21 protein-coding genes are annotated in these 23,981 nt (G+C 71.3%); 14 read left to right on the top strand and 7 right to left on the bottom strand.

The features are described 5' to 3' along the window. Positions 1 to 73: 73 nt before the first annotated feature. The 8 genes from tsaB (at position 74) to ABZ939_RS24970 (ending at position 5,981) form a co-directional block, all read left to right on the top strand. Positions 74 to 727 carry a tRNA (adenosine(37)-N6)-threonylcarbamoyltransferase complex dimerization subunit type 1 TsaB gene (tsaB, locus tag ABZ939_RS25005; RefSeq protein ID WP_361859275.1) on the top strand — a complete coding sequence of 218 codons (654 nt, stop codon included), beginning with the start codon at positions 74 to 76 and terminating at the stop codon, positions 725 to 727. Further along, entirely contained in the window at positions 724 to 1,218 is a 495-nt protein-coding gene (rimI, locus tag ABZ939_RS25000; protein WP_361859272.1) for a ribosomal protein S18-alanine N-acetyltransferase, read from the top strand. The genes tsaB and rimI overlap by 4 nt, the downstream gene beginning before the upstream one ends. Beyond that, positions 1,208 to 2,311, top strand: coding sequence for a tRNA (adenosine(37)-N6)-threonylcarbamoyltransferase complex transferase subunit TsaD (gene tsaD, locus ABZ939_RS24995; protein ID WP_361859269.1), 1,104 nt, complete (start codon positions 1,208 to 1,210; stop codon positions 2,309 to 2,311). The genes rimI and tsaD overlap by 11 nt, the downstream gene beginning before the upstream one ends. 14 nt (positions 2,312 to 2,325) lie before the next feature. Next, a complete protein-coding gene (locus tag ABZ939_RS24990; protein WP_361859392.1) occupies positions 2,326 to 2,586 on the top strand; it encodes a hypothetical protein in 261 nt (86 codons plus the stop codon). A 57-nt stretch (positions 2,587 to 2,643) separates the two neighbouring features. Further along, entirely contained in the window at positions 2,644 to 3,507 is an 864-nt protein-coding gene (locus ABZ939_RS24985; RefSeq protein WP_361859267.1) for a polysaccharide deacetylase family protein, read from the top strand. Positions 3,508 to 3,641: 134 nt separating this feature from the next. After that, positions 3,642 to 4,001, top strand: a complete 360-nt coding sequence (locus tag ABZ939_RS24980; protein WP_361859264.1) for a YciI family protein — start codon at positions 3,642 to 3,644, stop codon at positions 3,999 to 4,001. Positions 4,002 to 4,043: 42 nt separating this feature from the next. After that, the gene (locus ABZ939_RS24975) at positions 4,044 to 5,297 is read left to right on the top strand and encodes a sigma-70 family RNA polymerase sigma factor (protein ID WP_361859261.1); all 1,254 of its coding nucleotides are present in this window, start codon (positions 4,044 to 4,046) and stop codon (positions 5,295 to 5,297) included. Between the two features lie 21 nt (positions 5,298 to 5,318). Continuing rightward, positions 5,319 to 5,981 (top strand): hypothetical protein, encoded by a 663-nt coding sequence (locus ABZ939_RS24970; protein ID WP_361859258.1) that lies wholly within the window; start codon positions 5,319 to 5,321, stop codon positions 5,979 to 5,981. Here ABZ939_RS24970 and ABZ939_RS24965 read toward each other — a convergent pair. Further along, positions 5,926 to 7,110 (bottom strand): class I SAM-dependent methyltransferase, encoded by a 1,185-nt coding sequence (locus tag ABZ939_RS24965; protein WP_361859389.1) that lies wholly within the window; start codon positions 7,108 to 7,110, stop codon positions 5,926 to 5,928. The genes ABZ939_RS24970 and ABZ939_RS24965 overlap by 56 nt on opposite strands. Before the next feature lie 109 nt (positions 7,111 to 7,219). Between ABZ939_RS24965 and ABZ939_RS24960 the strand changes: the two genes are divergently transcribed. The 3 genes from ABZ939_RS24960 to groL all read left to right on the top strand — a co-directional run bounded on the left by ABZ939_RS24960 (position 7,220) and on the right by groL (position 10,591). Beyond that, positions 7,220 to 8,134 (top strand): polysaccharide deacetylase family protein, encoded by a 915-nt coding sequence (locus tag ABZ939_RS24960; RefSeq protein ID WP_361859255.1) that lies wholly within the window; start codon positions 7,220 to 7,222, stop codon positions 8,132 to 8,134. A gap of 402 nt (positions 8,135 to 8,536) precedes the next feature. Further along, the gene (groES, locus tag ABZ939_RS24955) at positions 8,537 to 8,845 is read left to right on the top strand and encodes a co-chaperone GroES (RefSeq protein WP_016434667.1); all 309 of its coding nucleotides are present in this window, start codon (positions 8,537 to 8,539) and stop codon (positions 8,843 to 8,845) included. A gap of 117 nt (positions 8,846 to 8,962) precedes the next feature. Next, on the top strand, positions 8,963 to 10,591 hold the full coding sequence (groL, locus tag ABZ939_RS24950; RefSeq protein WP_361859252.1) for a chaperonin GroEL: 1,629 nt from the start codon (positions 8,963 to 8,965) through the stop codon (positions 10,589 to 10,591). 166 nt (positions 10,592 to 10,757) lie between these two features. On the opposite strand, the gene ABZ939_RS24945 is transcribed toward groL, so the two are convergent. After that, positions 10,758 to 11,456 carry an ester cyclase gene (locus ABZ939_RS24945; RefSeq protein ID WP_361859249.1) on the bottom strand — a complete coding sequence of 233 codons (699 nt, stop codon included), beginning with the start codon at positions 11,454 to 11,456 and terminating at the stop codon, positions 10,758 to 10,760. A gap of 75 nt (positions 11,457 to 11,531) precedes the next feature. Here ABZ939_RS24945 and ABZ939_RS24940 point away from each other — a divergent pair, with 75 nt between their 5' ends. After that, positions 11,532 to 15,092 carry a hypothetical protein gene (locus ABZ939_RS24940; protein WP_361859246.1) on the top strand — a complete coding sequence of 1,187 codons (3,561 nt, stop codon included), beginning with the start codon at positions 11,532 to 11,534 and terminating at the stop codon, positions 15,090 to 15,092. Here ABZ939_RS24940 and ABZ939_RS24935 read toward each other — a convergent pair. The 5 genes from ABZ939_RS24935 to ABZ939_RS24915 all read right to left on the bottom strand — a co-directional run bounded on the left by ABZ939_RS24935 (position 15,069) and on the right by ABZ939_RS24915 (position 20,458). Next, positions 15,069 to 16,109, bottom strand: a complete 1,041-nt coding sequence (locus ABZ939_RS24935; RefSeq protein ID WP_361859243.1) for a hydroxyacid dehydrogenase — start codon at positions 16,107 to 16,109, stop codon at positions 15,069 to 15,071. The two genes, ABZ939_RS24940 and ABZ939_RS24935, sit on opposite strands and share 24 nt — an antisense overlap. Before the next feature lie 26 nt (positions 16,110 to 16,135). Beyond that, positions 16,136 to 16,999 (bottom strand): carbohydrate ABC transporter permease, encoded by an 864-nt coding sequence (locus ABZ939_RS24930; RefSeq protein ID WP_361859240.1) that lies wholly within the window; start codon positions 16,997 to 16,999, stop codon positions 16,136 to 16,138. Beyond that, positions 16,996 to 17,886, bottom strand: a complete 891-nt coding sequence (locus ABZ939_RS24925; protein WP_361859237.1) for a sugar ABC transporter permease — start codon at positions 17,884 to 17,886, stop codon at positions 16,996 to 16,998. Before ABZ939_RS24925 ends, ABZ939_RS24930 begins: the two co-directional genes overlap by 4 nt. A 4-nt stretch (positions 17,887 to 17,890) precedes the next feature. Further along, a complete protein-coding gene (locus ABZ939_RS24920; RefSeq protein ID WP_361859234.1) occupies positions 17,891 to 19,207 on the bottom strand; it encodes a sugar ABC transporter substrate-binding protein in 1,317 nt (438 codons plus the stop codon). Between the two features lie 132 nt (positions 19,208 to 19,339). Next, entirely contained in the window at positions 19,340 to 20,458 is a 1,119-nt protein-coding gene (locus ABZ939_RS24915; RefSeq protein ID WP_361859231.1) for a substrate-binding domain-containing protein, read from the bottom strand. A gap of 176 nt (positions 20,459 to 20,634) precedes the next feature. Between ABZ939_RS24915 and ABZ939_RS24910 the strand changes: the two genes are divergently transcribed. Both ABZ939_RS24910 and ABZ939_RS24905 read left to right on the top strand, forming a co-directional pair. Further along, entirely contained in the window at positions 20,635 to 22,452 is a 1,818-nt protein-coding gene (locus ABZ939_RS24910) for a DUF2264 domain-containing protein (RefSeq protein ID WP_361859228.1), read from the top strand. Beyond that, complete coding sequence (locus ABZ939_RS24905) at positions 22,449 to 23,978, top strand: right-handed parallel beta-helix repeat-containing protein (RefSeq protein ID WP_361859225.1); 1,530 nt, start codon at positions 22,449 to 22,451, stop codon at positions 23,976 to 23,978. The genes ABZ939_RS24910 and ABZ939_RS24905 overlap by 4 nt, the downstream gene beginning before the upstream one ends. Positions 23,979 to 23,981 lie beyond the last annotated feature (3 nt).

Raw genomic sequence — 23,981 nt, 5'->3', positions numbered from 1 at the left:
TGGTGACGGTAGCAGCCGGGCGCCGGTGCCATGGGGCGCCGTGCCTCGGGCGCGGGAGCCGTAGGCTGTTTGCGTGCTCTTGCTCGCCATGGATACCGCCACCCCCGCCGTCACCGTCGCTCTCCACGACGGCGAAGCCGTCGTCGCCGAGTCGCGGCAGGTCGACGCCCGCCGCCACGGGGAGCTGCTGCTGCCCGCCGTCGACCGGGTCCTCAAGGAGGCCGGGCTGACCCTCGACGCGGTCACCGGCGTCGTGGTCGGCGTCGGACCGGGGCCGTACACCGGACTGCGCGTGGGTCTGGTGACCGCCGCGACCTTCTCCTCCGTGCTCGGCGTACCCGTGCACGGCCTGTGCACGCTGGACGGGCTCGCGTACGCCTCCGGGATCGAGGAGCCGTTCGTCGTCGCGACGGACGCGCGCCGCAAGGAGGTCTACTGGGCGCGGTACGAGAACTCCCGTACGCGCGTGACCGACGCGGCCGTCGACCGGCCGGCCGAGATCGCCGGACAGGTCGCCGGGCTCCCGGCCGTCGGCGCCGGCGCGCGCCTCTACCCCGAGGTCTTCCCGGACGCCCGTGACCCCGAGCACCAGTCGGCGGGCGCCCTGGCCGCCCTTGCGGCGGAACGGCTCGCGGCGGGCGCCGACTTCCTCGACCCGCTGCCGATGTACCTGCGCCGGCCCGACGCCCAGGTGCCGAAGAACTACAAGGTGGTCACGCCCAAGTGAGCGGCGTGAACCTGCGCGAGATGCGCTGGTGGGACATCGAGCCCGTGCTCGTCCTCGAACACGAGCTGTTCCCCGAGGACGCCTGGTCCGAGGGGATGTTCTGGTCCGAACTGGCCCACGCCCGCGGGCCCCGGGCCACCCGCCGGTACATCGTCGCCGAGGCCGCCGGCGGGAAGCTCGTCGGCTACGCCGGACTCGCCGCCGCCGGCGGCCTCGGCGACGTCCAGACGATCGCCGTCGCCCGCGACCAGTGGGGGACCGGGCTCGGCGCCCGGCTGCTCACCGATCTGCTCCAGCACGCCACCGCCTTCGAGTGCGACGAGGTGCTGCTGGAGGTGCGGGTGGACAACACCCGGGCCCAGAAGCTGTACGAGCGCTTCGGCTTCGAGCCCATCGGCTTCCGGCGCGGCTACTACCAGCCGGGCAACGTGGACGCGCTCGTGATGCGACTGACCGTTCAAGGAACAGAGACTGATTCTGATGGCTGCTGACGAACCGCTCGTACTCGGTATCGAGACCTCCTGCGACGAGACCGGGGTCGGCATCGTCCGCGGCACGACCCTGCTCGCGGACGCGGTCGCCTCCAGCGTGGACACCCACGCCCGCTTCGGCGGAGTCGTGCCCGAGATCGCCTCCCGCGCCCATCTGGAGGCGATGGTCCCGACGATCGAGCGCGCCCTGAAGGACGCCGGGATCTCCGCCCGCGACCTCGACGGCATCGCCGTGACGGCCGGACCCGGCCTCGCGGGCGCCCTGCTGGTCGGCGTCTCGGCGGCGAAGGCGTACGCGTACGCGCTCGGCAAGCCGCTGTACGGCGTGAACCACCTCGCCTCGCACATCTGTGTCGACCAGCTGGAGCACGGCCCGCTGCCCGAGCCGACGATGGCGCTGCTCGTCTCCGGCGGCCACTCCTCGCTGCTGCTCGCGCCCGACATCACCGCCGACGTCCGGCCGATGGGCGCCACCATCGACGACGCGGCCGGCGAGGCCTTCGACAAGATCGCGCGCGTCCTCGACCTCGGCTTCCCCGGCGGCCCGGTCATCGACCGGCTCGCCCGCGAGGGAGACCCGAACGCGATCGCGTTCCCGCGCGGTCTGAGCGGAGCGAAGGACCCCGCGTACGACTTCTCCTTCTCCGGCCTCAAGACCGCCGTGGCCCGCTGGATCGAGGCCAAGCGGGCGGCGGGCGAGGAGGTGCCGGTACGGGACGTGGCGGCCTCCTTCCAGGAGGCGGTCGTCGACGTGCTGACCCGCAAGGCCGTCCGCGCCTGCAAGGACGAGGGCGTCGACCACCTGATGATCGGTGGCGGCGTGGCGGCCAACTCGCGGCTGCGGGCGCTGGCCGAGGAGCGGTGCGAGCGGGCGGGGATCCGGCTGCGGGTGCCGCGGCCGGGGCTCTGCACGGACAACGGCGCCATGGTGGCGGCCCTGGGCGCGGAGATGGTGGCGCGCAACCGGCCGGCCTCCGACCTGGAGCTGTCGGCGGACTCCTCCCTGCCGGTCACCGACCCGCACGTGCCGGGCAACCACGACCACGACCACGATCACGTGCACGAGATCAGCAAGGAGAACCTGTACCCGTGACGACCGTGACCCTGATGTGGGAGGCGCGGGCCGTCCAGGGCCGCGGCGCCGAACTCCTGGAGTGGGCGCGGGCGCAGGAGCTGCCGTACGAGCCGCTGCGGCGTGAGACCTTCCGCGCCACCCAGGACCGGGTGCTCGTCCTGACCTGGTGGGAGGCGGCGAGCGCCGACGCCGAGCTGCCGGAGCTGCCCGAGCCGGACGCGGGGCTGATCACGCGCCCGGTGCACCGCTGGCGCTTCGAGTCGGTCTCCGTGGACGGGGGAGCGGCCTTCTAGCGGGAGAGACCTCCCGGCGGGAGCAACCTCCCGGCGCGATCCCGCATCAAACACGTCGTGAGACTCGGCGTGGACAAGAAGATCGTGGCGTGGGCGGCGCTGACCGCCGCCGCTCTGCTCGTGACCGGCTGCACGGCGGGTGCGGACGCCAGTCCGCGGACGACGGCGTCCACCACCCCCTCGGCGGCGCCGTCGGCCGGGGACAAGGCGCCGGAGGCCCCGGACCGGGCGGCAGAAGCCGCGGCCGCGTACCGGAAGTGGGGCCTGAAGCCCTTCGCCGCCCCGCCCGCCCCGCCGAGGACCAAGCCGGTGAAACGGCAGCCGGGCGGGCCCGTCCCCGTCATCAGCGAGATACCCACGCAGGACAAGATCGTCTTCATCACCATCGACGACGGGGCCGAGAAGGACCCGGAGTTCCTGAAGATGATGGAGGACCTCAAGGTCCCGGTGACGATGTTCCTCACCGACTCCGCCATACGCACCGACTACGGCTACTTCAAGCCGCTCGCCGCCCTCGGCAACGGCGTCGCCAACCACACCCTCACCCACCCGAACCTGCGCACCCTCGGCCCGGCCGCCCAGCGCCGGGAGATCTGCGGCCAGCAGACGAAGCTGGCGGAGCGGTACGGCACGAGCCCGCGGCTCTTCCGCCCGCCGTACGGCAACTGGAACGAGGACACCCGCGCCGCCGCAGGCACGTGCGGGGTGGACGCGATCGTGCTGTGGCGCGAGTCGATGCAGATCAAGAACATGCAGTACCAGCGTGGCGACAAGAAGCTGCACCCGGGCGACATCATCCTGGCCCACTTCCGCGGCCCGTCCGAGCTCAAGGGCACCACGATGACCCGGATGACGGCCAACATGCTGCGTCACATACAGGAGCAGGGGTTCACGGTGGCCCGCCTCGAGGACTACGTCTGAGAAGTTCGCGCGCTCCGAAGAGTTCTCGGATTTCCCGGGATTTCTCTCTGCGTGGTGTCGATACGGGCCGAGCCCGTTCGACGTATGAGTGAAAGGCGGGGAACCGCCCCGCCCGCCACGCAAGGAGACAGACCATGCCGCGCTATCTGACGATGGTCCGCATCGAAGAGGGTGCCTTCCGTCTGGAGGACGCCGACGCCGGGTTCGAGGCCCGCATGGGGGCGCTGTTCGAGGAGATCACCAAGGCCGGGGTCATGCTGGAGACGGCCGGGCTGAAGCCGACCTCCGAGTCCGTCCGCATCACGTGGGAGGGCGGCAAGCTCGGCTACACCGACGGCCCGTTCACCGAGACCAAGGAGGTCGTCGGCGGCTACTCCATCACCCAGTGCCGGGACATGGCCGAGGCGATCGAGTGGTCCAAGCGCTTCCTGGAGGTCCACCCGGCCGAGTGGAAGGTCACCTGCGAGGTCCGCGAGATCGAGGAGATGGGCTGACGGAGATGTGACGTCAGGGCGGGTGTGCTGTCATGGGGAACCGTGACAGCACCCGCGCCCAGCACCCGCCGTGCGGTGGAGACGGTCTTCCGGATGGAGTCGCCGCGGATCATCGCCGCCGCGGCGAGGATCGTCCGCGATGTCGGCATCGCCGAGGAGATCGCCCAGGACGCGCTCGTCGCCGCCCTGGAGCAGTGGCCGAGGACGGGTGTTCCTGACCGGCCGGGCGCCTGGCTGACGGCCGCCGCCAAGAACCGCGCCGTCGATCTCGTACGGCGCCGTGAGACGTACGCGCGCAAGCTCGCCGAGGTGGGCCGCGAGCTCACCGAGGAGACGTACGACCCCGAGCCGTCCGGCCCCGACGACATCGACGACGATCTGCTGCGGCTGATCTTCACCGCCTGCCACCCGGTGCTCTCCGCCGAGGCGCGGACCGCGCTGACCCTGCGGCTGCTCGGCGGGCTGCGCACGGACGAGATCGCCCGCGCCTTTCTCGTACCGGAGCCGACGGTCGCGCAGCGGATCGTGCGGGCGAAGCGGTCGCTGGCGAAGGCCGGTGTGGAGTTCGAGGTGCCGTACGGGGAGGAGCGGGCGGCCCGGCTCGGTTCCGTCCTGGAGGTCATCTACCTGATCTTCAACGAGGGTTACTCGGCCACGGCGGGCGACGACCTGCTGCGGCCGGCGCTGTGCGAGGACGCGCTGCGGCTGGCCAGGGTGCTCGCCGGGCTGATGCCGAAGGAGGGCGAAGTCCACGGTCTGGCCGCCCTCTTGGAGATCCAGGCGTCCCGGATCGCGACCCGGACCGGACCGGACGGGCAGCCGGTCCTCCTCGCCGACCAGAACCGGAGCCGCTGGAACCGGTTGCTCATCCGGCGCGGTTTCGCCTCGCTGCAACGGGCCGGTGAGGGCGGAACGTACGGCCCGTACGCGCTGCAGGCCGCCATCGCCGCCTGCCACGCGAAGGCGCTGACGTACGAGGAGACGGACTGGCGGACCATCGCCGCCCTGTACGGCCGGCTGGCCGCCGTCGCGCCCTCCCCGGTGGTCGAGCTGAACCGCGCGGTCGCCGTCTCGATGGCGGAGGGCCCGGAGGCGGGCCTCGCGCTCGTCGACGCCCTGGCCGGCGAACCCGCGCTGGCGGGCTACCACTTGCTGCCGAGCGTACGGGGCGATCTGCTGGCCCGGCTGGGGCGGACGGGGGAGGCCCGGGCGGAGTTCGAGCGGGCGGCCTCGCTGACCCGTAACGAGCGGGAGCGTGATCTGCTGCGGGACCGGGCCCGGCGGGTGTCGAAATGACGGCTCGGTAGTCTCGGTCGCATGTCCCGCCGTATCCCGCTGCCGCCGCCTCCTCCGCCCGCCGAGATACAGAGCTGGCCCGACCGCGAGGCGCGGCTCGTCGACCGGGCGCTGGCGATGGACGAACTCGGCCGCCGGCTGCTGGGCGGGCGGCGTCTGACGCTCTTCCTCGTGTGGTTCGTGCTCCTGGAGCTCGGCTGGTCCTTCGTCGGCGTCGCCCTGACCGCCTTCGACCACGGCCAGATCGATCCGATCACGCTGATGCTCGTGATGTTCTCGACGTGCGTCGGGCTCGCGATCCTGGTCCCGGCGGTGTGGATGACCGTCCGCGGGATCCTCCGCGACCGGGTGGCCCGCGAGCGGCTCGCCCAGTGGGCGGCCCTGGACAGCCACCCCGCCACCGACGCCCGGCTGCGCGCGCCGACGCTGGGGCTGTGCTGGCTGCTGCTCTCCTTCGCGATGTGCGCCGTCGGACTGTGGATCTCCTTCGCCGTCCCGGCCGGGACGAGCCGCGAGGACGGCGGCTACGGGTTCGTCGCGTACGGGATGGGCATCGGCCTCATCCTGTGGATCACGGGCCTCGTCGGGCTGACGAAGGCCGTGGGTCACTACCGCTTCGCGGTCCGGCTCACCGGCCGGCCGGGGCCCCGATCAGCATCGTCGGGGCACCCGCGACCCGAGTGAGGAAGACCGTGGCGGCGTTCGGGCCCTTCGGCTTGACCCTGCGCCGGATCTCCTCGGGTTCGACGGCCGAGCCGCGCTTCTTCACCGTCAGCGTGCCGACCTCGCGTTCGCGCAGCAGCGCCTTCAACTTCTTGAGGTTGAAGGGGAGTTCGTCGGTGATCTCGTACGCGGTGGCGTAGGGGGTGGAGGTGAGGGCGTCCGCCGTGACGTACGCGATCGTCTCGTCGATCAGGCCGCCGTCCAGCTCCTCGGCGACCTCGGCGACCAGATGGGCGCGGATGACCGCGCCGTCCGGCTCGTAGAGGTAGCGGCCGACCGGGCGCGGCGCGGGGTCGGGCAGGCCGCGGCCGGTCAGGCTCGCGCCGGCGGGCAGGAGGGTGGCGCGGCGGGTGCCGGGGGCGGTGCCGAACCACAGCACGGCCTCCTTCACGTCACCGCCGTCCGAGATCCATTCGGCCTCCGCTTCCTCGGGGACCGCCTCGTGCGGGACGCCGGGGGCGATCTTGAGGGCCGCGTGCGGGGCCTTGCGGGCGGCCTCGACCGCCCAGGAGAGCGGCGGGGAGTACGCCTCCGGGTCGAAGATCCTGCCCCGGCCGCCGCGCCGCGCCGGGTCCACGAAGACGGCGTCGTACGGGCTCGTGTCGATCTCCGTGACGTCGGCGCACCGGACCTCGATCAGCCCGTCGAGCCCGAGGGCCGCCGCGTTGGCGCGGGCGGCCTCGGCCGTCAGCGGATCGCGGTCCACGGCCAGGACGGAGATCCCGGCCCGCGCGAACGCGATCGCGTCCCCGCCGATCCCGCCGCACAGGTCGGCCACGCTCCGCACGCCGAGCGCCCGGAAGCGCTCCGCGCGGTAGGCCCCGACCGTCGCCCGGGTCGACTGCTCGACACCGTTGGGCGTGAAGTACATCCGGTGCGCGTCCTCGGCGCCGAACTTCGCCACCGCGCGCTGACGCAGCCGGGCCTGTCCGATGGCGGCCGAGACCAGCTCGGCGGGGTGCTCGCGGCGCAGCCGTGAGGCGACGGCCAGTTCCTGGGCGGGGTCGTAGTCGCGCAGGGCGGCGAGCAGGGTCTGGCCCTCGGGGGTGAGCAGGGCCGTGAAGGCGGCGAGGTCGGTCACCCGTCCCATTGTGGGCCAGCCGGGGGATGGTGGGCGCCGGGTGGCGGTGTCGGCGGCCGTGCGGGGCCCGTCGCTGACAGGATGCGGCGCCATGCAGCTAGTACGACAAATGGAAAAAATGCCAGCAAAGCGCATGGTGCGCCTGCGGCGGTCGGTGGGAGTGGTCCTGCTCGTCGCCGCCCTCGGGTCCGCCTGCGCGGCCCCCTCGGACGAGGCGGAGGGTGCGCGCAAGGGGCCCGCGAGCCCCGCCGCCGGACAGCCCAAGGCGCAGGGCGCTTCCGGCGCCCTCACCGCATACGTCGAGAAGATCCGCAAGCAGCGGGCCGCCCGCGCGCTCGCCGCCAAGAAGTGGGGGCTCGACCGGCCGCCGCTGGACGCCCCGGCCCCGCCCGCCGTGAAACCGAAGATCACCACCCGGAAGGGGTTCGAGACCGACGGGGAGGGTCTGCCGCCCGTCTTCACCACCGTGCCGACCAAGGAGAAGGTCGTCTTCCTGACGATCGACGACGGCGCGGAGAAGGATCCTCAGCTGCTGCGGATGATGAGCGAGCTGCAGATCCCGTACAGCGCCTTCCTGAGCGACTACCTCGTCAAGGAGGACTACGGCTACTTCAGGAAGATGCAGGACGCCGGCGTCGCCCTGCACAACCACACCCTGAATCACCGCTATCTGCCGGGGCTTTCGTACGCCGCGCAGAAGCGGGAGATCTGCGGGATGCAGGACACCATCGAGAAGCAGTACGGGAAGCGGCCGCCGCTCTTCCGGCCGCCCTACGGCAACTACAACGAGAACACCCTGCGCGCGGCCAGGTCGTGCGGGGTCAAGGCGGTCCCGCTCTGGGCCTCCGAGGCGTTCCCCGACCGGATGGAGTGGCGCGAGTGGGACCGGGACCTGCACCCCGGCGACATCGTGCTCACGCACTTCCGCGGCAAGGGGGAGTGGAAGGGCACCATGCCGGACATGATCCGGCGGGTGATGAAGACGATCACGGCCAAGGGGTACGCGGTCGCGAAGCTCGAGGACTACGTGTGATCCGGGCGCGCCGGCTGGTGGCCGGCCTCGCGCTTGCCGGCGCGCTCCTGGGGGTGTCGGGGTGCGCGTCGTCGATGGATCCGATCGAACGCCTGGGGCGGAAGGCGGCGGGAGAGCTGCGGGACCTCGGGGACCTGCCGGATCTGGGGAATCTGCGGAAGGCGGCCCGGAACGATCCGGTCCGCGGTGCCGTTCTCGTACCGTCGCCGAAGCGCCACACCGCACGGAATTGGCACTCCGCTTGACCGAGTGCTAATCGCGGTCATAGTCTCGGCTCTGGCACTCCCCACTGGAGAGTGCCAACACAGCGACGGGCAGGTCCGGCACCCGCGACGACGGATCGACCTGGTCGCCACCTCAGACAGTTAACCCCGTGAGATCTCCGAAGGGGGAGGTCGGATCGTGACGACCGCCAGCTCCAAGGTTGCCATCAAGCCGCTCGAGGACCGCATTGTGGTCCAGCCGCTCGACGCCGAGCAGACCACGGCCTCTGGCCTGGTCATCCCGGACACTGCGAAGGAGAAGCCCCAGGAGGGCGTCGTCCTCGCCGTGGGCCCGGGCCGCTTCGAGAACGGCGAGCGCCTGCCGCTCGACGTGAAGACCGGCGACATCGTGCTGTACAGCAAGTACGGCGGCACCGAGGTGAAGTACAACGGCGAGGAGTACCTCGTCCTCTCGGCTCGCGACGTGCTCGCGATCGTCGAGAAGTAATTCACCGAAGTACTGAAGCGATGCTTTGAGCTGCGCCCCTGACCCCGCACCGGGCGTCCGGGGCGCAGTTCGTTTCACCAGTTACACCACGAAATCCGAGAGGGCTGAATCGCTCCCATGGCGAAGATCCTGAAGTTCGACGAGGACGCCCGTCGCGCCCTTGAGCGCGGCGTCAACAAGCTTGCCGACACGGTGAAGGTGACGATCGGCCCCAAGGGCCGCAACGTCGTCATCGACAAGAAGTTCGGCGCCCCCACCATCACCAACGACGGTGTCACGATCGCCCGCGAGGTCGAGATCGAGGACCCGTACGAGAACCTCGGCGCCCAGCTGGTGAAGGAGGTGGCGACCAAGACCAACGACATCGCGGGTGACGGCACCACCACCGCCACCGTGCTCGCCCAGGCGCTCGTCCGCGAGGGCCTGCGCAACGTCGCCGCCGGCGCATCTCCGGCCGCCCTGAAGAAGGGCATCGACGCCGCGGTCAAGGCCGTCTCCGACGAGCTCCTCGCGACCGCCCGTCCGATCGAGGACAAGTCCGACATCGCCGCCGTGGCCGCGCTCTCCGCGCAGGACCAGCAGGTCGGCGAGCTCATCGCCGAGGCGATGGACAAGGTCGGCAAGGACGGTGTCATCACCGTCGAGGAGTCCAACACCTTCGGCCTGGAGCTCGACTTCACCGAGGGCATGGCCTTCGACAAGGGCTACCTGTCCCCCTACATGGTCACCGACCAGGAGCGTATGGAGGCCGTCCTCGACGACCCGTACATCCTGATCCACCAGGGCAAGATCTCCTCGATTCAGGACCTGCTCCCGCTCCTCGAGAAGGTCATCCAGGCCGGCTCCTCCAAGCCGCTGCTGATCATCGCCGAGGACGTCGAGGGCGAGGCCCTGTCGACCCTGGTCGTCAACAAGATCCGCGGCACGTTCAACGCCGTGGCCGTCAAGGCCCCGGGCTTCGGCGACCGCCGCAAGGCGATGCTCGGCGACATGGCCACCCTCACCGGTGCCACCGTCATCGCCGAGGAGGTCGGCCTCAAGCTCGACCAGGCCGGTCTGGACGTGCTGGGCACCGCCCGCCGCGTGACGATCACCAAGGACGACACCACCATCGTCGACGGTGGCGGCAACTCCGAGGACGTCACGGGCCGCGTCAACCAGATCAAGGCCGAGATCGAGTCCACCGACTCCGACTGGGACCGCGAGAAGCTCCAGGAGCGCCTCGCGAAGCTGGCCGGCGGCGTGTGCGTGATCAAGGTCGGCGCCGCCACCGAGGTGGAGCTGAAGGAGAAGAAGCACCGTCTGGAGGACGCCATCTCCGCGACCCGCGCCGCGGTCGAGGAGGGCATCGTCTCCGGTGGTGGCTCCGCTCTGGTCCACGCCGTCAAGGTCCTCGAGGGCAACCTCGACAAGACCGGCGACGAGGCCACCGGTGTCGCGGTCGTGCGCCGCGCCGCCGTCGAGCCGCTGCGCTGGATCGCCGAGAACGCCGGCCTCGAGGGCTACGTCATCACCTCGAAGGTGGCGGAGCTCGACAAGGGCCAGGGCTTCAACGCCGCGACCGGCGAGTACGGCGACCTGGTCAAGGCCGGCGTCATCGACCCGGTGAAGGTGACGCGCTCCGCGCTGGAGAACGCCGCCTCGATCGCCTCCCTCCTCCTCACCACCGAGACCCTCGTGGTGGAGAAGAAGGAAGAGGAGCCGGCGGACGCGGGCCACGGCCACGGTCACGGCCACTCGCACTGACGCGCTCGTAGCTGATCGCTGAGGCCCGGTGTCCCCGTCGCGGGGACACCGGGCCTCGGTGTCTTTCTGCGGACTCCCAGGGTCTCCGGGCTCCGGGGCTCCCGGGCTCGTGGTCTCCGGGACGGGCTCTCCGGAAGTCTCCGGGACTCCAGGGCTCTCCGGAGTCCTACGCCTGCACGGCGCCGAGCTGCCCCATGAGCCCGAGCAGGTCGTACTGCCACCACCCTTCCGAGATCTTGCCGTCCTGACGGAACTGGTGGATGGTCGTGCCGGTCATGGAGACCCTCATGCCGGTGGGCGGGAGCCCCATGAAGTCGCCGGTGTGCGTCCCCACCCAGGTCCACCGCGTGCACACCCGGTCGCCCTCGGCGATCTGGTCGTGGATGGTGACGCCGAAGTCGAACCCACCCCGCCACATCTCCGCCTCGCGGCGGACCGCGTCCATGCCGATGACGTCCTGCTCGTTGGTCGGATCGTGGTCGTGATAACCCTCCGCGAGGACCTCGTCGAGCGGCGGGAGCTCGCCCTTGGAGGAGATGAGCTCGAAGAACCGGCGGGAGTTGGCCTTGTACAGCTGGATGTCCCGCACGATGTCCAGGTCCGTGAAGGTCGGCATCTCGTCACAGAGGGCGACCATTTCCCGGAAGATGCGATCCGTCTCGGGAAGCTGCGAGTTGGTCATCGCCACCTCGTAGGAGGGGAACTCCACGATCTCCACGAGATGGTCCGAATCGGAGCGGTCCTTGCCGATGACACTGTGGGTGGCCGTGCGCTTGCCCTTGGTCTGTTCGACCCACTTGTCCATGAGCCGGTTCAGATCATCGAACCGACTGGTCTTGCAATCGATTATCTGTACGAATGTCATGACGCCTCCCGGACCGGGACGGGACCCTTCCAGTTTAGGTCCAGGGCCTGCGGTCGCCCTGGCAGCATGGGGCGCATGCAGCACGCACGGGGGAAGCGGTCGGTCGCGGTCGGGGGCGACGCGGGGATCGTGGTGACCGGCGACCACAACCGGATCGAGCACCCGGGAACGGCCGTCCGCTCGGCGTACTGGGAACAGGTCCGCCGGATCGCCCCGGCGGAACTGGTCGACCGGGAGGAGGAGTTGGCCTCACTCGCGGCCTTCTGCCGCGCGGACTCCGGCCCGGCGTACGCCTGGTGGCGCGCGGAGGCCTGGGCGGGGAAGACGGCGCTGCTGTCCTGGTTCGCACTGAACCCGCCGCCGGGGGTGCGGATCGTACCGTTCTTCATCACCGCGCGTCTGGGCGCGCAGAACGACGCGGTCGCGTTCGTGGACGTGGTGCTGGAGCAGCTGGCGGAGCTGGCGGGGGAGGGCCTGCCAGCCCTTCTCACCGCGGCCACCCGCGAGGCGCACCTGCTCCGTCTGTACCGGGTGGCGGCCGAGGCGTGCGCCGCCCGCGGCGAGCGTCTGATCCTGCTCGTCGACGGCCTCGACGAGGACCGGGGCGTGACCACGGGCCCGGAGGCCCACTCGATCGCGAGCCTGCTGCCGGACTCGCTGCGGGTGATCGTCTCCGGCCGCCTGAACCCCCCGCTCCCGGTGGACGTCCCGCCCGGTCACCCGCTCCACGACCCCGCGATCGTACGGATCCTGGAGCCCTCCGAGTCCGCCCGCGCGATCCGCGCCGAGGCGGAACGCGAGCTGAAGCACCTGGTGGAGGCGGGCGGTGTGGCGTACGACCTGCTGGCCCTGCTCCTCGCGGCGGGCGGCGGCCTGACGGCGGACGACCTGGCGGAGCTGACGGACGAGGTCCCGTACCGCGTCCGCGACATCCTGCGCACGGGCCCGGGCCGGACGTTCGCGGTACGGTCCGGCGCCTACCTCCTCGCCCACGAGGAACTCCAGGTCCAGGCCGAGGAGATGCTCAGGGCACGCGAAGTGGACCGGTGGCGCGGGCGGCTGCACGCGTGGGCGGAGGAGTGGCGGGGGCGGGGGTGGCCGGAGGCGACGCCGGGCTACCTGCTGCGGGGGTACTTCCCGATGCTGCGGGCGGCCGGTGAGCTGGAACGGATGGTGGCGTGCGCGCTGGACGACGCGCGGCACGACCGGATGCTGGAAGAGACGGGCGGGGACGTTCTGGCGCTGGACGAGATACGGGTGACGGAGGAGGCGTACGTCGGCGCGGGTGTGCCGGGCCTCGTGGATCTGATCCGGTTGGTGATCCAGCGCGAGGAGCTGGTCGGACGCAACGACCGGATCCCGAGGACGCTGCCCTGGGCCTGGGCCGCCCTCGGCCGCATCGGCCGGGCGGAGGCGCTCGCCCGCAGCATCCCGAGCCTGGACTGGAGGGCCCTCGCTCTGGTCGACGTTGCCGAACGGCTCTTCGCGCGGGGCGACGGGGAGCACGCCGTACGCCTCCTGGAGGACGCGGAGGAGGCGGCCCTTCGGGACCCCTACGTCGTGGCCCACGAGCGTGACAGAGCCCTCGCGGAGGTGAGCAGGGCCTGGGCGGACGCCGGCCACCTCGGCCGAGCGGAGCGCGTGGCCGAAGCCGTCGAGGATGCCGACGTGCGGGTGCTGCTGGTGCCCGTGCTGGCTGAAGCGTGGGCGCGAGACGGGGACGTCGACCGGGCCGAGGCGCTGTGCCTGCGTGAACGGGACGAACGGGTACGGGCGTTGGGCATCGCGGCCGTGGCAGGTGCCCGCGCTGCCGAGGGCGACCTGGGGCGAGCCCTGAGGCTGGTCGAGACGGAGGGGACGGGAGGTCGGTGTCTCGGACTGGCAAGGGTCGCCGGGGAGCTGTTGGGCGCGGGGCGCCGGACTGCCGCGGCCGAGATGCTCCTCCGAGTGGACACGCTGCTGGGCGCCTCGCCCCTGCTGCCGGATGTGGTCGAGGCTCTCGCGGAAGCGGGTGAGTACGAGCGGGCGGAGTCAGCCGCCCGACTCCACGCGGACCCAGAGGCGTCGGACTGGGCCCTGCGCCGCGTCGTCCAGGAGCTGGCGGATCGAGGTGAATGCCGGAGGGCGCAGGAGCTGGCGGCCCGGCTCGAGGACGCCCGGGCGCGGGCTTCGGCGATGATCTCCGTCGTGACGGGCGTGGCGAACAGCGGCTCGTATGCGCGGGCGGAGGAAATCGCCCGGGCGATCGACGACCAGAGGTGCCGCGAACTGGCACTGAACAGAGTGGTCGTGGCCCTGGTCCAAGCCGGGGAGACCGACCGGGCGGAGCGACTGGCGCGCGGCTGTGCGCACGAGGCGATCGCCAAAGATCCGGTGGAGTTCGTGGTCGAGGCGCTGGCCCGGGCGGGGGACTTCCCGCGCGGGCGGGCGCTCGCGCAGACGGTCGCTCGCGACGACGGCGGATTCGCCCTCGTCCGGGGCGCGGTGGCAGCGGCGGAGGAGGCTGGTGCCGAAACGGCAGGTGACGTGCGCGAGCGGGCTGCCGAACTGGTCGCCGAGGTGGAGGCCGAAGTCCGCGCGTCTGGCCGGGGCGGCACGCTCGATCCCGTACACACCGCCAAGATTCTTGCCGAGCTGGGATACCTGGAGCAGGCGCGGGAGCTGCTGAAGGACGTGGAGGCGGAGGTCGGGCCGGCCGATGGGGCACCGCTCGGGGTGTTCGAGTCCACAGGGTGGCAGGTCAGGGCGAACTTCGCGGTCGAAGCCTTGGCCTGGGTGGGCGAGTTCGACCGCGCTCTGGCCCTGGCGCGAAGGCTGAGCTTCGACCCACCGTCGTACATGGCACGGCTGGCGATCGTCGAGCGGCTCGGCCACGCGGGGCTGTTCGAGTCGGCTCTCACGGTGATCGAGGACACACGGCCGGAAGGACGCGACGACCTGTGGCGCACGCTGGTCTCGGCCGCGGCGGACGCCGGTGACTGGGAGACCGCGGAGTCCTGCGTGAACCGTGTCGGGATGCCGGAGTTCCGCGCCGCGGCGTGGGGCCGGATCGCCGCGGAGCGGGCGAGGGCGGGTCACCGGGAAGATGCGGAGGCGGCCTTCGCGCACGCCGTCTCGCAGGACGTGCCGGACGCGGGTGCCTCCTTGGAGGTCTTCTCCGACGTGATCCGGTTCTTCTTCCTGCTCGGCAGGCACGCCGAGGGTGACGAGGCGCTCGACGAGCTGGTCAGGGATTCACCCCCCTGGTATGCCAGTGCGCTCGTGAGCGCGCTGGTGCAGGTGGGCGAGTACGACCGCGCTCAGCGCCTGGTCGCCCGAACGGACGGCCAAGGACACCATTCCTCCGGGCTCAGGAACGGGCTCATCAGAGACCTCCTCGATGCCGGGGAGGGCGGCCGGGCTGCCGCTGAGGCACGGATCGCGGTGGAGCGGGAGGCCGTCGGCGACGGCGACCGTGGCTTGAACTCGATCTGGCCCGCCGCCGCTCTGGCGGTCGAGTCCAAGGCCGGTCGAGTCCACCTCGCGCGGCGGCTCCAGCACATGGACCTGCTGGACGCGCTTCCCGCCCTCTTGCGCCTCGAACCCCGTGCCCTCCCCGTCGTCCTCGACGCCCTACGCCGAGCGCGTCAGGTCTGACGGCCGTACCGGGTCCGCGAACGGCTCCCCCCGCCCGTACCGCGCCACCTCCTCCAGGGCCTGGTCCGCCATCCGGTGGAGTTCGTTGCCCAGGGATCCCGCCACATGGGGGGTGAGGAGGACGTTCGGGAGGGACCAGAGCGGGGAGTCCGGGGAGGGGAGTTCCGGGTCCGTGACGTCGAGGACCGCGTGGAGGCGGCCCGAGGTCACGTGGGGGAGGAGTGCGGTCTCGTCGATCAGGGAGCCTCGTGAGGTGTTGACGAGGGTGGCGTCGTCCGGCATCAGCGCCAGCTGCGCCGCTCCGATCATCCGGTGCGTGGCGGGGAGTTGGGGGGCGTGCACGGAGACGATCGTGCTGCGGGCGCACAGATCGTCGAGGCACACCGGTTCCACGCCGAGCGCGCGCGCCTCGGGAGCCGTCACGTACGGGTCGTACAGCAGCACCTCGAAGTCGAAGGGCCGCAGCAGCTCGATGACCCGGCGGCCGATCCGGGAGGCGCCGATCAGGCCGACCGTGCGCCGGTAGTTGCCCCAGGCCGCCGACTCCGCCGTCCACGCGTCGTCGGCGCGGACCTTTCCGTAGCGCAGGGCCGAGGGGAGGATCCGCTTGCCCGCGAAGAGGATCGCGGCGAGCGTGTACTCGGCGACGGGCAGCGCGTTGGCCGCCGCGGCCGAGGTGACGGCGAGGCCGCGGTCCCAGCAGGCCTCGGTGACATGGTGTTTGACCGAGCCGGCCGCGTGGACGACGGCCCGCAGACGCGGGGCGCGGTCCAGGACGGAGGCGGTCAGGGGTGGCGCGCCCCAGCAGGTGAGGAGGATCTCCGCCTCGGCGAGGGCGGCGGCGACCCGGGGGCCGGGCGCGTCGAGGTCGTGGGCGACGAGGCGGGGGTCGGTGCGGGTCAGGGCGGCGAGGCGGGCGCGGTGGGAGTCCGTGAGCAGGCGCTCGGCGATGCCGGGGCCCATGGAGAGAAGGAGGGTCGGGCGGGCGTTGTCGGTGTTCTCGGGGGATCGGTCCATCGTGGACATCGTGGGACCCGGGCTCCTCACTTGACGCTGCCGGCGGTCAGACCGGCCTTCCAGTGGCGTTGCAGGGAGACGAAGGCGACGACGAGGGGGACGACGGCGAGCAGGGACCCGCTGACGACGAGGGGGTAGAAGTCGGGTTCCGCGTGGGCGTTGCTGTTCCACGCGTACAGACCGAGGCTCAGCGGGAAGAGCTTCTGGTCGGAGAGCATCACCAGGGGGAGGAAGAAATTGTTCCAGATCGCGGTGAACTGGAAGAGGAAGACGGTCACGAAGCCCGGCATGATCATGCGCAGACCGATCGACCAGAACGTGCGGAGCTCGCCCGCGCCGTCGATACGGGCGGCCTCCAGCGCCTCGTCCGGGATGTAGCCGGCGCTGAAGACCCGGGAGAGGTACACCCCGAAGGGGTTCACCAGGACGGGGATCAGCACAGCCCAGTACGAGTTGACGATGCCAACCTCGCTGGCGAGGAGGTACATGGGCAGGGCGAGCGCCGTGGTGGGGACGAGCACGCCCAGGAGCACCAGGCCGAAGAGCTTCTCCTTGCCCCGGAAGTGGTATTTGTCGAAGGCGTAGCCCGCGGCGACGCTGATCAGCGAGCAGGCGAGGGCGCCAAGACCCGCGTACAGGAGGCTGTTGGCGTACCAGTGGAAGTAGATGCCGTCGTTGTACGCGGCGAGGCGCGAGAGGTTCCCGCCGAGGTCGAAGCCCTCGAAGGAGAAGGCGTTGCCGGCCAGCAGGCCGCCCGCGTCCTTGGTGGCGGCGGTCAGCAGCCAGACGAGCGGGAAGAGCATGTAGACGACGGCGAGGACGAGCGCTCCGTTGACCGCGGTCTTCGAGAGCCAGACGGATGGTGTGCGGGGGCTGCGGGGCTTGCTCATGCCGTCTTCCCCTTCCGGCGGCCGGTCAGTCGGGTGACGGCGAAGGAGAGCAGCGCCGCCGTCAGGGCCAGCAGGACGGACGCGGCCGCGGCCAGTCCGTAGTCGTTGCGGTCGAAGGCCGCGGTGTACGCGTACATGTTCGGCGTCCAGGTCGAGGTGACGGCCGAGCCCGTTCCCTTGTTGAGGATCAGCGGCTCGGTGAACAGCTGCAGGGAGCCGATGACCGTGAAGAGGCCGACCATCACGAGCGAGGCGCGGATCAGCGGGACCTTGATGCTGAACGCGATGCGCCAGGAGCCGGCGCCGTCGACGGTGGCCGCCTCCAGGACGGAGCGGTCGATCGCCTGCAGGGCGGCGTAGAAGATCACCATGTTGTAGCCGAGCCACTCCCACAGCGCGATGTTGACCACGGAGGGCAGGGCTCCCTCGGGCGAGAAGAAGTCGAAGCCGATGCCGCCGGCCTCCATGGCCTGGACGACCGGGCTGAGTTGGGGCGTGTAGAGGTAGACCCAGATCAGCGCGGCGATGATGCCGGGGACGGCGTGCGGCAGGAAGAGCGCGAGCTGGAAGAAGCGGCGGGCGCGGGCGAGCGCCGAGTCGAGCAGCAGGGCGAGGCCGAGGGCCCCGCCGAGCAGCAGCGGAATGTAGAACAGGCAGTATCCGAGCAGTACGCCGAAGCCCTCGCGGAAGGCCCGGTCACCCAGTGCCGCGGTGTAGTTGTCGAGTCCGGTGAAGACGGTCTCGGTGCCGCCGAAGCCCAGCCCCGACTGCTTCTCGGTGAACAGGCTGAGCCAGACCGCGTATCCGATCGGCACCACCATCACCGCGAGGAACAGGGCGAAGAAGGGGGTCAGCAGGAACGCTGCGGCACGGGTGCGGGCCTTCATCAGGTCAGCCCTCGACCTTCAGACCGCGCTTGGTCAGCTCGGTGACGGTCGCTTCGTGCCCGGTCCTGATCGCGTCGGTGATCGTCGGGCCACCCTTGGTGATCTTGCCGAACTGGTCCTTGATGGCCGTGTTGGTGGTGCCGGTGGTGGGGCCCCAGGCCCAGTTCTGGTTGATGGAGGTGCCGGCCTGCTCGAAGAGGGCGTAGATGTCCTGGCCGCCGTAGTAGCTCGCGTCGAAGGCGGCCTTGGCGACGGGGCGCAGCGCGCTCGCTGCGGGGAAGGCGCTGGAGGTGCCGGAGGCGATACGGGCCTTGACGCCGGCCTCGGTGGTGGACATCCACTCGGCGAACTCGACGGCCGCCGCCTTCTTCCTGCTGTCCTTGGTCACGGCGAAGGAGGTGCCGCCGAGCATGCCGCTGGCGGGCTTGCCGTCCCAGCTCGGCATGGGCGCCACGGCCCACTTGCCGCTCTGCTCGGGGAGGGTGCCCTTGAGGACGCCCGCGCCCCAGGACGCGCCGAGGTAGCCGATGGTCGTGCTGTTCTTGAGCGACCCGGTCCACTCGGGGCTGAACGAGGCGTTCTTGTGGACGAGGTCGGCGTCGACGAGGCCCTGCCAGTAGGCGGCGACCTTGGTGGTGGCCGCGTCCGTGGTGTTGATCTTCCAGGTGTCGTTCTCGGCCTTGAACCACTGGGCGCCGGCCTGCCACGTCATCGCCTCGAAGGTGGTCGGGTCGTCGGGGAAGAAGGTGGCGATCCTGGCCTTGGCGTCGGCCTTCTTCACCTTCTCCGCCGCGGCCTTGAACGCGTCCCAGGTGGCCGGTACCTCGACGCCGTACTTCGCGAAGAGGTCCTTGCGGTAGAAGAAGGCCTGCGGGGCGGCGTCGAAGGGCACGGCCCAGGTCTTGCCGCCGAGGGTGGTGAGTTCCACCGTCTGCGGCAGCAGCTTGCCCCGGTCGGCCTCCGTGAACTCGCCGCCGATGTCCTGGAGGGCGCCGGAGCTGACGAACTCGGGGAGCGAGGCGTACTCGATGGAGACCAGGTCGGGCGCGTTGCCCGCCTTCACGGCGTTGGAGATCTTGGCGTAGCCGCCGGCGGTGCCGGACGGGATCTCCTCGAACTTCACCTGGATGTTCTTGTGGGAGGCGTTGAACGCGTCCACCACGTCCTTGGAGCCCTTGGCCCAGCCCCAGAAGGTGATGGTCACGGGCTCGTTCGACGCGGCGTCGGTACCGCCTTCACCGCCGCCGCAGGCCGTGAGGACGGCGAGGGCGGTGGCGGTTCCGGCTATGACACGGGATGTTCTGCTCCAACTGCGGCTCACGGCACAGCTCCTGAGGACGGCGGCACGGGGGGTGTGTGGCCGTGATCCTGTGACCGTTCATGACCGAAGTCAAGAGCGAAAGATTGATTGATCGAAAAAAGATCGAATCGATCAGAGTGAGGCGGGTGCCTCTCAGGCGTGGTGGACTCCTCGGGGAGCGCCGCAGGAGGACCGCACCCGCAGCCGCGGCAACAGGCTCAGATGGCGCCGCGCGGCCTCCTCGTCCTGGGCCTCCGTCAGCCGCTCCACCAGCAACTCCGTGGCATGGCGCCCCACCTGGCGCTTGGGCGGGGCGACCGCCGTGAGCGGGGTGTCGGCAAGCGCGGCGACCTCGTCGTCGTACGCGATCAGGGCCAGGTCCTCCGGCACCTTCACTCCCAGGTCCGCCAGCCGCTGGACGATCTCGATCGCGTCCACGTCGTTGTGGACCAGGGCCGCGCTCACCCGGCCGGAGGTCACCGCCTCGTGCAGGGCCCGTACCGCTCGCTCGAAACCCTCCGGGTTCTGGTCGGCCGGTACGGAATCGATCACCGGGCCGGGCGCCTCCAGGCCCAGGGTGCCCAGGGCCTCGGCGTATCCGGCACGCACCGCGAGCGCCGTCGGGCTGTCGCCGCGGGCCACGAGCAGCGGGGTGCCGTGTCCCAGTTCCAGCAGGTGACGCAGGGCGAGCAGGACGCCGTGGCCGTGGTCGGAGACCACCTGGTCCAGGGCGTCGAGGGGCGTGCCGGGGTCGGCCCGGCGCTCCAGGAGCACGGCGGGCACGGGCAGTTCGGCAAGCCAGTCCCCGTACCCGAGCCGGTCCTCGGGCCCCCGCCAGCTGGGCGCGACGAGCACGCCCTCGGCGCCCGCCGCGAGCAGGCCCTCGGTGCGCGCGCGGTCCTCCTCCGGGCGGTAGTCCGAGATCCGCAGCACGAGCCGGGCCCCCGCGCGCGCCGCAGCCTCGTGCGCACCCCGGATGACCTCGGCGAAGTAGTACGTGGCGGAGGGTGCGAGCAGTCCGAGCACGAGACCCTCGCCAGAGCGCCGGGCTCCCGGGTCGCCCTGGCGTTCCGGCCGTTCCGGCCGTTCCGGCCAGGAGACCTGGCCGTGCACCCGGTCGAGCAGGCCCTTGGCGGCAAGGGCCTCGACGTCGCGGCGGGCGGTGACGGGGGAGACCCCCAGCAGCGTGGCCAGGTCGGCGACCCGGGCCGTACCGCGCTCGCGCACCAGGGCCAGCAGTCGGTCGTGTCGTTCGGCGGCACTCTCGCGCACGGCGGTTCTCCCCCTTGCGGTGTGGTGGTCCGGCGGTCCGCCGGCCTTCTGGTCAGACCTTCTCATGCCGAATGATCGAATCGAAGGTGTTTCGATCATTCGGTCCGATCCATTGACGTTCGATCGAGGCGCGTTGATGATTCCCGGCGACGCAGACGTCCGCCTCAGGGAGCATCATGCCCACGCCGCCCGAGAACCGTGAGCTCAGCCCGTTCACCGGCTGGACCCGCGCCCACTGGGAGGACACCGCCGACCGTCTCCTCCTCGCCGTACGGCCGTACGCCTCGCCCCGCCACGGACTCGTCGACCTGCCGGGCCCCCGCCCCAGCTGGTCCGGCGCACGCTCCGACGGCCTCGAAGGCCATGCCCGTACGTTCCTCCTCGCCGCGCTGCGCGTGGCGGGCGCCCGAGGGGAGGACCCGCACGGCCACCTGCCCCGATACGCCGAGGGGCTCGCCGCCGGCACCGAGGAGCCCGGCGCGGCCGGACCCGACTCCTGGCCCCTCCTCACCGACGTACGCCAGGCCGTCGTCGAATCCGCCTCCGTCGCCCTCGGGCTGCGCCTGACCCGCCCCTGGCTCTGGGACACCCTCGACGACCGCACCCGGCAACGCGCCGTCGACTGGCTGCTGCCCGCCCTCGAACCCTCCCCGGTCGACAACAACTGGTGGCTCTTCGGCCTCACCGTCGCCGGCTTCCTCCAGGACGCGGGCATCGAGACCGACCGCGCCGCCGTCACGATCGGCCGCTCGCTCGACCGCATCGAGAAGTGGTACCTCGGCGACGGCTGGTACAGCGACGGCGACAACCGCGCCTTCGACCACTACAACGCCTGGGCCCTGCACTTCTACCCCGTCCTGCACGCCCACCTCTCCGGCGACCAGGACCTCCTGGACCGCTACGGCCCGCGACTGCGGCGCCAGCTCGACGACCACGTCCACCTCTTCGACGCCGACGGCGCCCCCCTCCCGTACGGCCGCTCCCTCACCTACCGCTTCGCCGCCGCTGCCGCCCCCTGGCTCGGCGCCCTCACCGGGCACACCCCGCTCACCCCCGGAGCCACCCGCCGCCTCGCCTCCGGCACCGTCCGGTACTTCCTCGACCGGGGCGCCACCGACGAACGCGGCCTTCTCACCCTCGGCTGGCACGGCCCGTACGAGCCGGCCGTGCAGAGCTACTCCGGACCCGCCTCCCCCTACTGGGCCGCCAAGGGCTTCCTCGGCCTCCTCCTCCCCGCCGACCATCCGGCCTGGACCGACCCCGAAGAACCCCTCCCCGCCGAGCGCGCCGACACCGTGCGCCCCGTCGCGCCGGCCGCCCTGCTCATCCAGTCCACCGCCGCCGACGGACTCGTCCGCCTCCACAACCACGGCAGCAACCACGTGAGCAGCGACCCGGCCGGCGACGACGACTCCGGCTACGCCCGCTACGCCTACTCCACCCGCACCGGCCCGACCACCCCGCCCGACCAGCCCGACAACCACTTCGCCCTGGTCGTCGAAGGCCGGGTCACCCGGCGCGGGCCCGCGACACCCCTGGGCACCGGCCCCGACCGGGCCGCCTCCCTCCAGACCCCACTCCCCGGCATCCGAATCCTCTCCGCGACCCTGGCCCACGGCCGCGCCGAGGTCCGCGCCCACCTCGTCCTCGGAGCACCCGACGGAACTCCCGTACGCCAGACCGGCTGGGCCACCACCCCCGGAGGCCCCACGGCCCAGCTCCACCCCGTCCACGGCTATCCGCAGGCCACCGAGCCCGTCGAACTCGCCACCGGCGCCACCCTCCAGGGCGGCCCGGACACCCGCACCGCCGCCCTGCACGGCGCCACCAGCGGCCCCGAGACCCTCTTCGTGGCCCTCGCCTCCCTCACCGCCGAACCGGACCCGGCGCCCGTCACCACCCTCGCGACCGTCCAGGTCACCGGCCGCACGCTCCAGGTGACCTGGAAGAACGGAACCACCTCCCACCTCACCCTCGATCCGGAGGATCTGTGACCCAGCGCAGTACGCATGCCCTCGTCCTCACGGCGGCCCTGGCGCTCCCGTTTCTCCCCCTCGCCCCCGCGCAGGCCGCGGCCCCGCCCGGGGACCGCCACTACGTCGACTGCTCCGCCACCACACCCGGCGACGGCACCGCCCTACGCCCCTGGACCACCCTCGCCGAGGCCAACGCGCACCCCTACGGCCCCGGTGACCGGCTCCTGTTCAAGCGGGGCACCACCTGCACCGGAACCCTCGAGCCGCAGGGCGCCGGCTCCGCCACGGACCCCTTCACCATCGCCGACTACGGTGACGCGGCCGGTCGCGCCGTGATCGACGGCAACGGCGCCCACGACGCCGTCCTCCTCGCCAACCCCCAGTACATCCGCCTCACCCGACTGGAGATCACCAACGCGGCCGCCCCCGGCACCGAACGCAACGGCGTCCGGCTGAGGCTCGCCGACCACGGCGCCGCGAAGGGCATCACCCTCGACCACCTCTCGATCCACGACGTGCGCGGCGGGGACTTCAAGACCCTCACGGGATCCAGCGCCATCCACATCGCCGTCGAAGGCACCACCGTTCCCAGCTGGTACGACGGCCTGGACATCCACCACAACGACATCAGGGACGTCGACCGCGAGGGCATCTACTTCAAGTCCCGCTTCTCCAAACGGGACCTGGTGGGCAACCAGCAGGACCCGAACGCCTACCCCGGCACCTGGACGCCCAGCCTGAACGTCCGTATCCACCACAACAGCCTGACGTCCCTCGCCGGCGACGGCATCAAGATCGACACCACCCGTGGCGCCCGGATCGACCACAACCGCCTCGACGGCTTCCAGCTCCGCTCCAAGGCGGCGAACGCCGGCATCTGGACCTTCAACACCGACGACACCGTCATCGAGTACAACGAGGTCTCGGGCGGCGGCAACACCAAGGACGGCATGTCCTTCGACGCGGACGGAGCGTCCAAGGGAACCGTCTTCCAGTACAACTACAGCCACGACAACACCGGTGGCTTCCTGCTCATCTGCCCCTACAGCGGGGCCAAGACGCTGGACACCGTCGTCCGCTACAACATCAGCCGCGACGACGGCGCCCGCCTCGTCCAGAACTGCTGGGGCCCGATCCTCAACACTCAGATCTACAACAACACATTCGTCAACCGGACCACGGTCCCCGGCTACCTCGTCCAGGACGACGCCGGCAGCCCCGCCACCACCCGGCACGAGCTGTCCATCCGTAACAACATCTTCGTCAACCAGGGCCAGAGCGGCGGGTACGCGTTCAAGAACCCGACCCCCGGGCTCTCCTTCTCCCACAACCTCTTCCACGGTGTGGACATCACCCGCCCCAACCCCGGCGGCATCCACGCCGACCCGCTGCTCCAGCCCGACCTCAGGCTCTCCGCCGGCTCCCCGGCCCTGTCCGCCGGGGCCCTGATCACGGACAACGGCGGCAAGGACTGGTTCGGAAACGACGTGTCGGCGACGTCGGTTCCCAACATCGGGGCCTACGAGGGACCCGGGGTCGGCTGACCC

The sequence above is a fragment of the Streptomyces sp. NPDC046712 genome, assembly GCF_040645695.1.
Lineage (GTDB): Bacteria > Actinomycetota > Actinomycetes > Streptomycetales > Streptomycetaceae > Streptomyces.
Note: the sequence above shows the minus strand (reverse complement) of the source record. Positions and strands in the feature narration are given on the sequence as shown.

Bases quoted from the DNA above. Each gene is read 5' to 3' on its own strand.
- groL (WP_361859252.1), top strand. From the start codon at position 8,963: ATGGCGAAGATCCTGAAGTTCGACGAGGACGCCCGTCGCGCCCTTGAG.
- ABZ939_RS24990 (WP_361859392.1), top strand. From the start codon at position 2,326: ATGTGGGAGGCGCGGGCCGTCCAGGGCCGCGGCGCCGAACTCCTGGAG.
- ABZ939_RS24940 (WP_361859246.1), top strand. From the start codon at position 11,532: ATGCAGCACGCACGGGGGAAGCGGTCGGTCGCGGTCGGGGGCGACGCG.
- ABZ939_RS24980 (WP_361859264.1), top strand. From the start codon at position 3,642: ATGCCGCGCTATCTGACGATGGTCCGCATCGAAGAGGGTGCCTTCCGT.
- ABZ939_RS24930 (WP_361859240.1), bottom strand. From the start codon at position 16,999: ATGAGCAAGCCCCGCAGCCCCCGCACACCATCCGTCTGGCTCTCGAAG.
- ABZ939_RS24935 (WP_361859243.1), bottom strand. From the start codon at position 16,109: ATGGACCGATCCCCCGAGAACACCGACAACGCCCGCCCGACCCTCCTT.
- tsaD (WP_361859269.1), top strand. From the start codon at position 1,208: ATGGCTGCTGACGAACCGCTCGTACTCGGTATCGAGACCTCCTGCGAC.
- ABZ939_RS24910 (WP_361859228.1), top strand. From the start codon at position 20,635: ATGCCCACGCCGCCCGAGAACCGTGAGCTCAGCCCGTTCACCGGCTGG.
- ABZ939_RS24970 (WP_361859258.1), top strand. From the start codon at position 5,319: ATGTCCCGCCGTATCCCGCTGCCGCCGCCTCCTCCGCCCGCCGAGATA.
- ABZ939_RS24965 (WP_361859389.1), bottom strand. From the start codon at position 7,110: ATGGGACGGGTGACCGACCTCGCCGCCTTCACGGCCCTGCTCACCCCC.
- ABZ939_RS24960 (WP_361859255.1), top strand. From the start codon at position 7,220: ATGCCAGCAAAGCGCATGGTGCGCCTGCGGCGGTCGGTGGGAGTGGTC.
- ABZ939_RS24925 (WP_361859237.1), bottom strand. From the start codon at position 17,886: ATGAAGGCCCGCACCCGTGCCGCAGCGTTCCTGCTGACCCCCTTCTTC.
- ABZ939_RS24945 (WP_361859249.1), bottom strand. From the start codon at position 11,456: ATGACATTCGTACAGATAATCGATTGCAAGACCAGTCGGTTCGATGAT.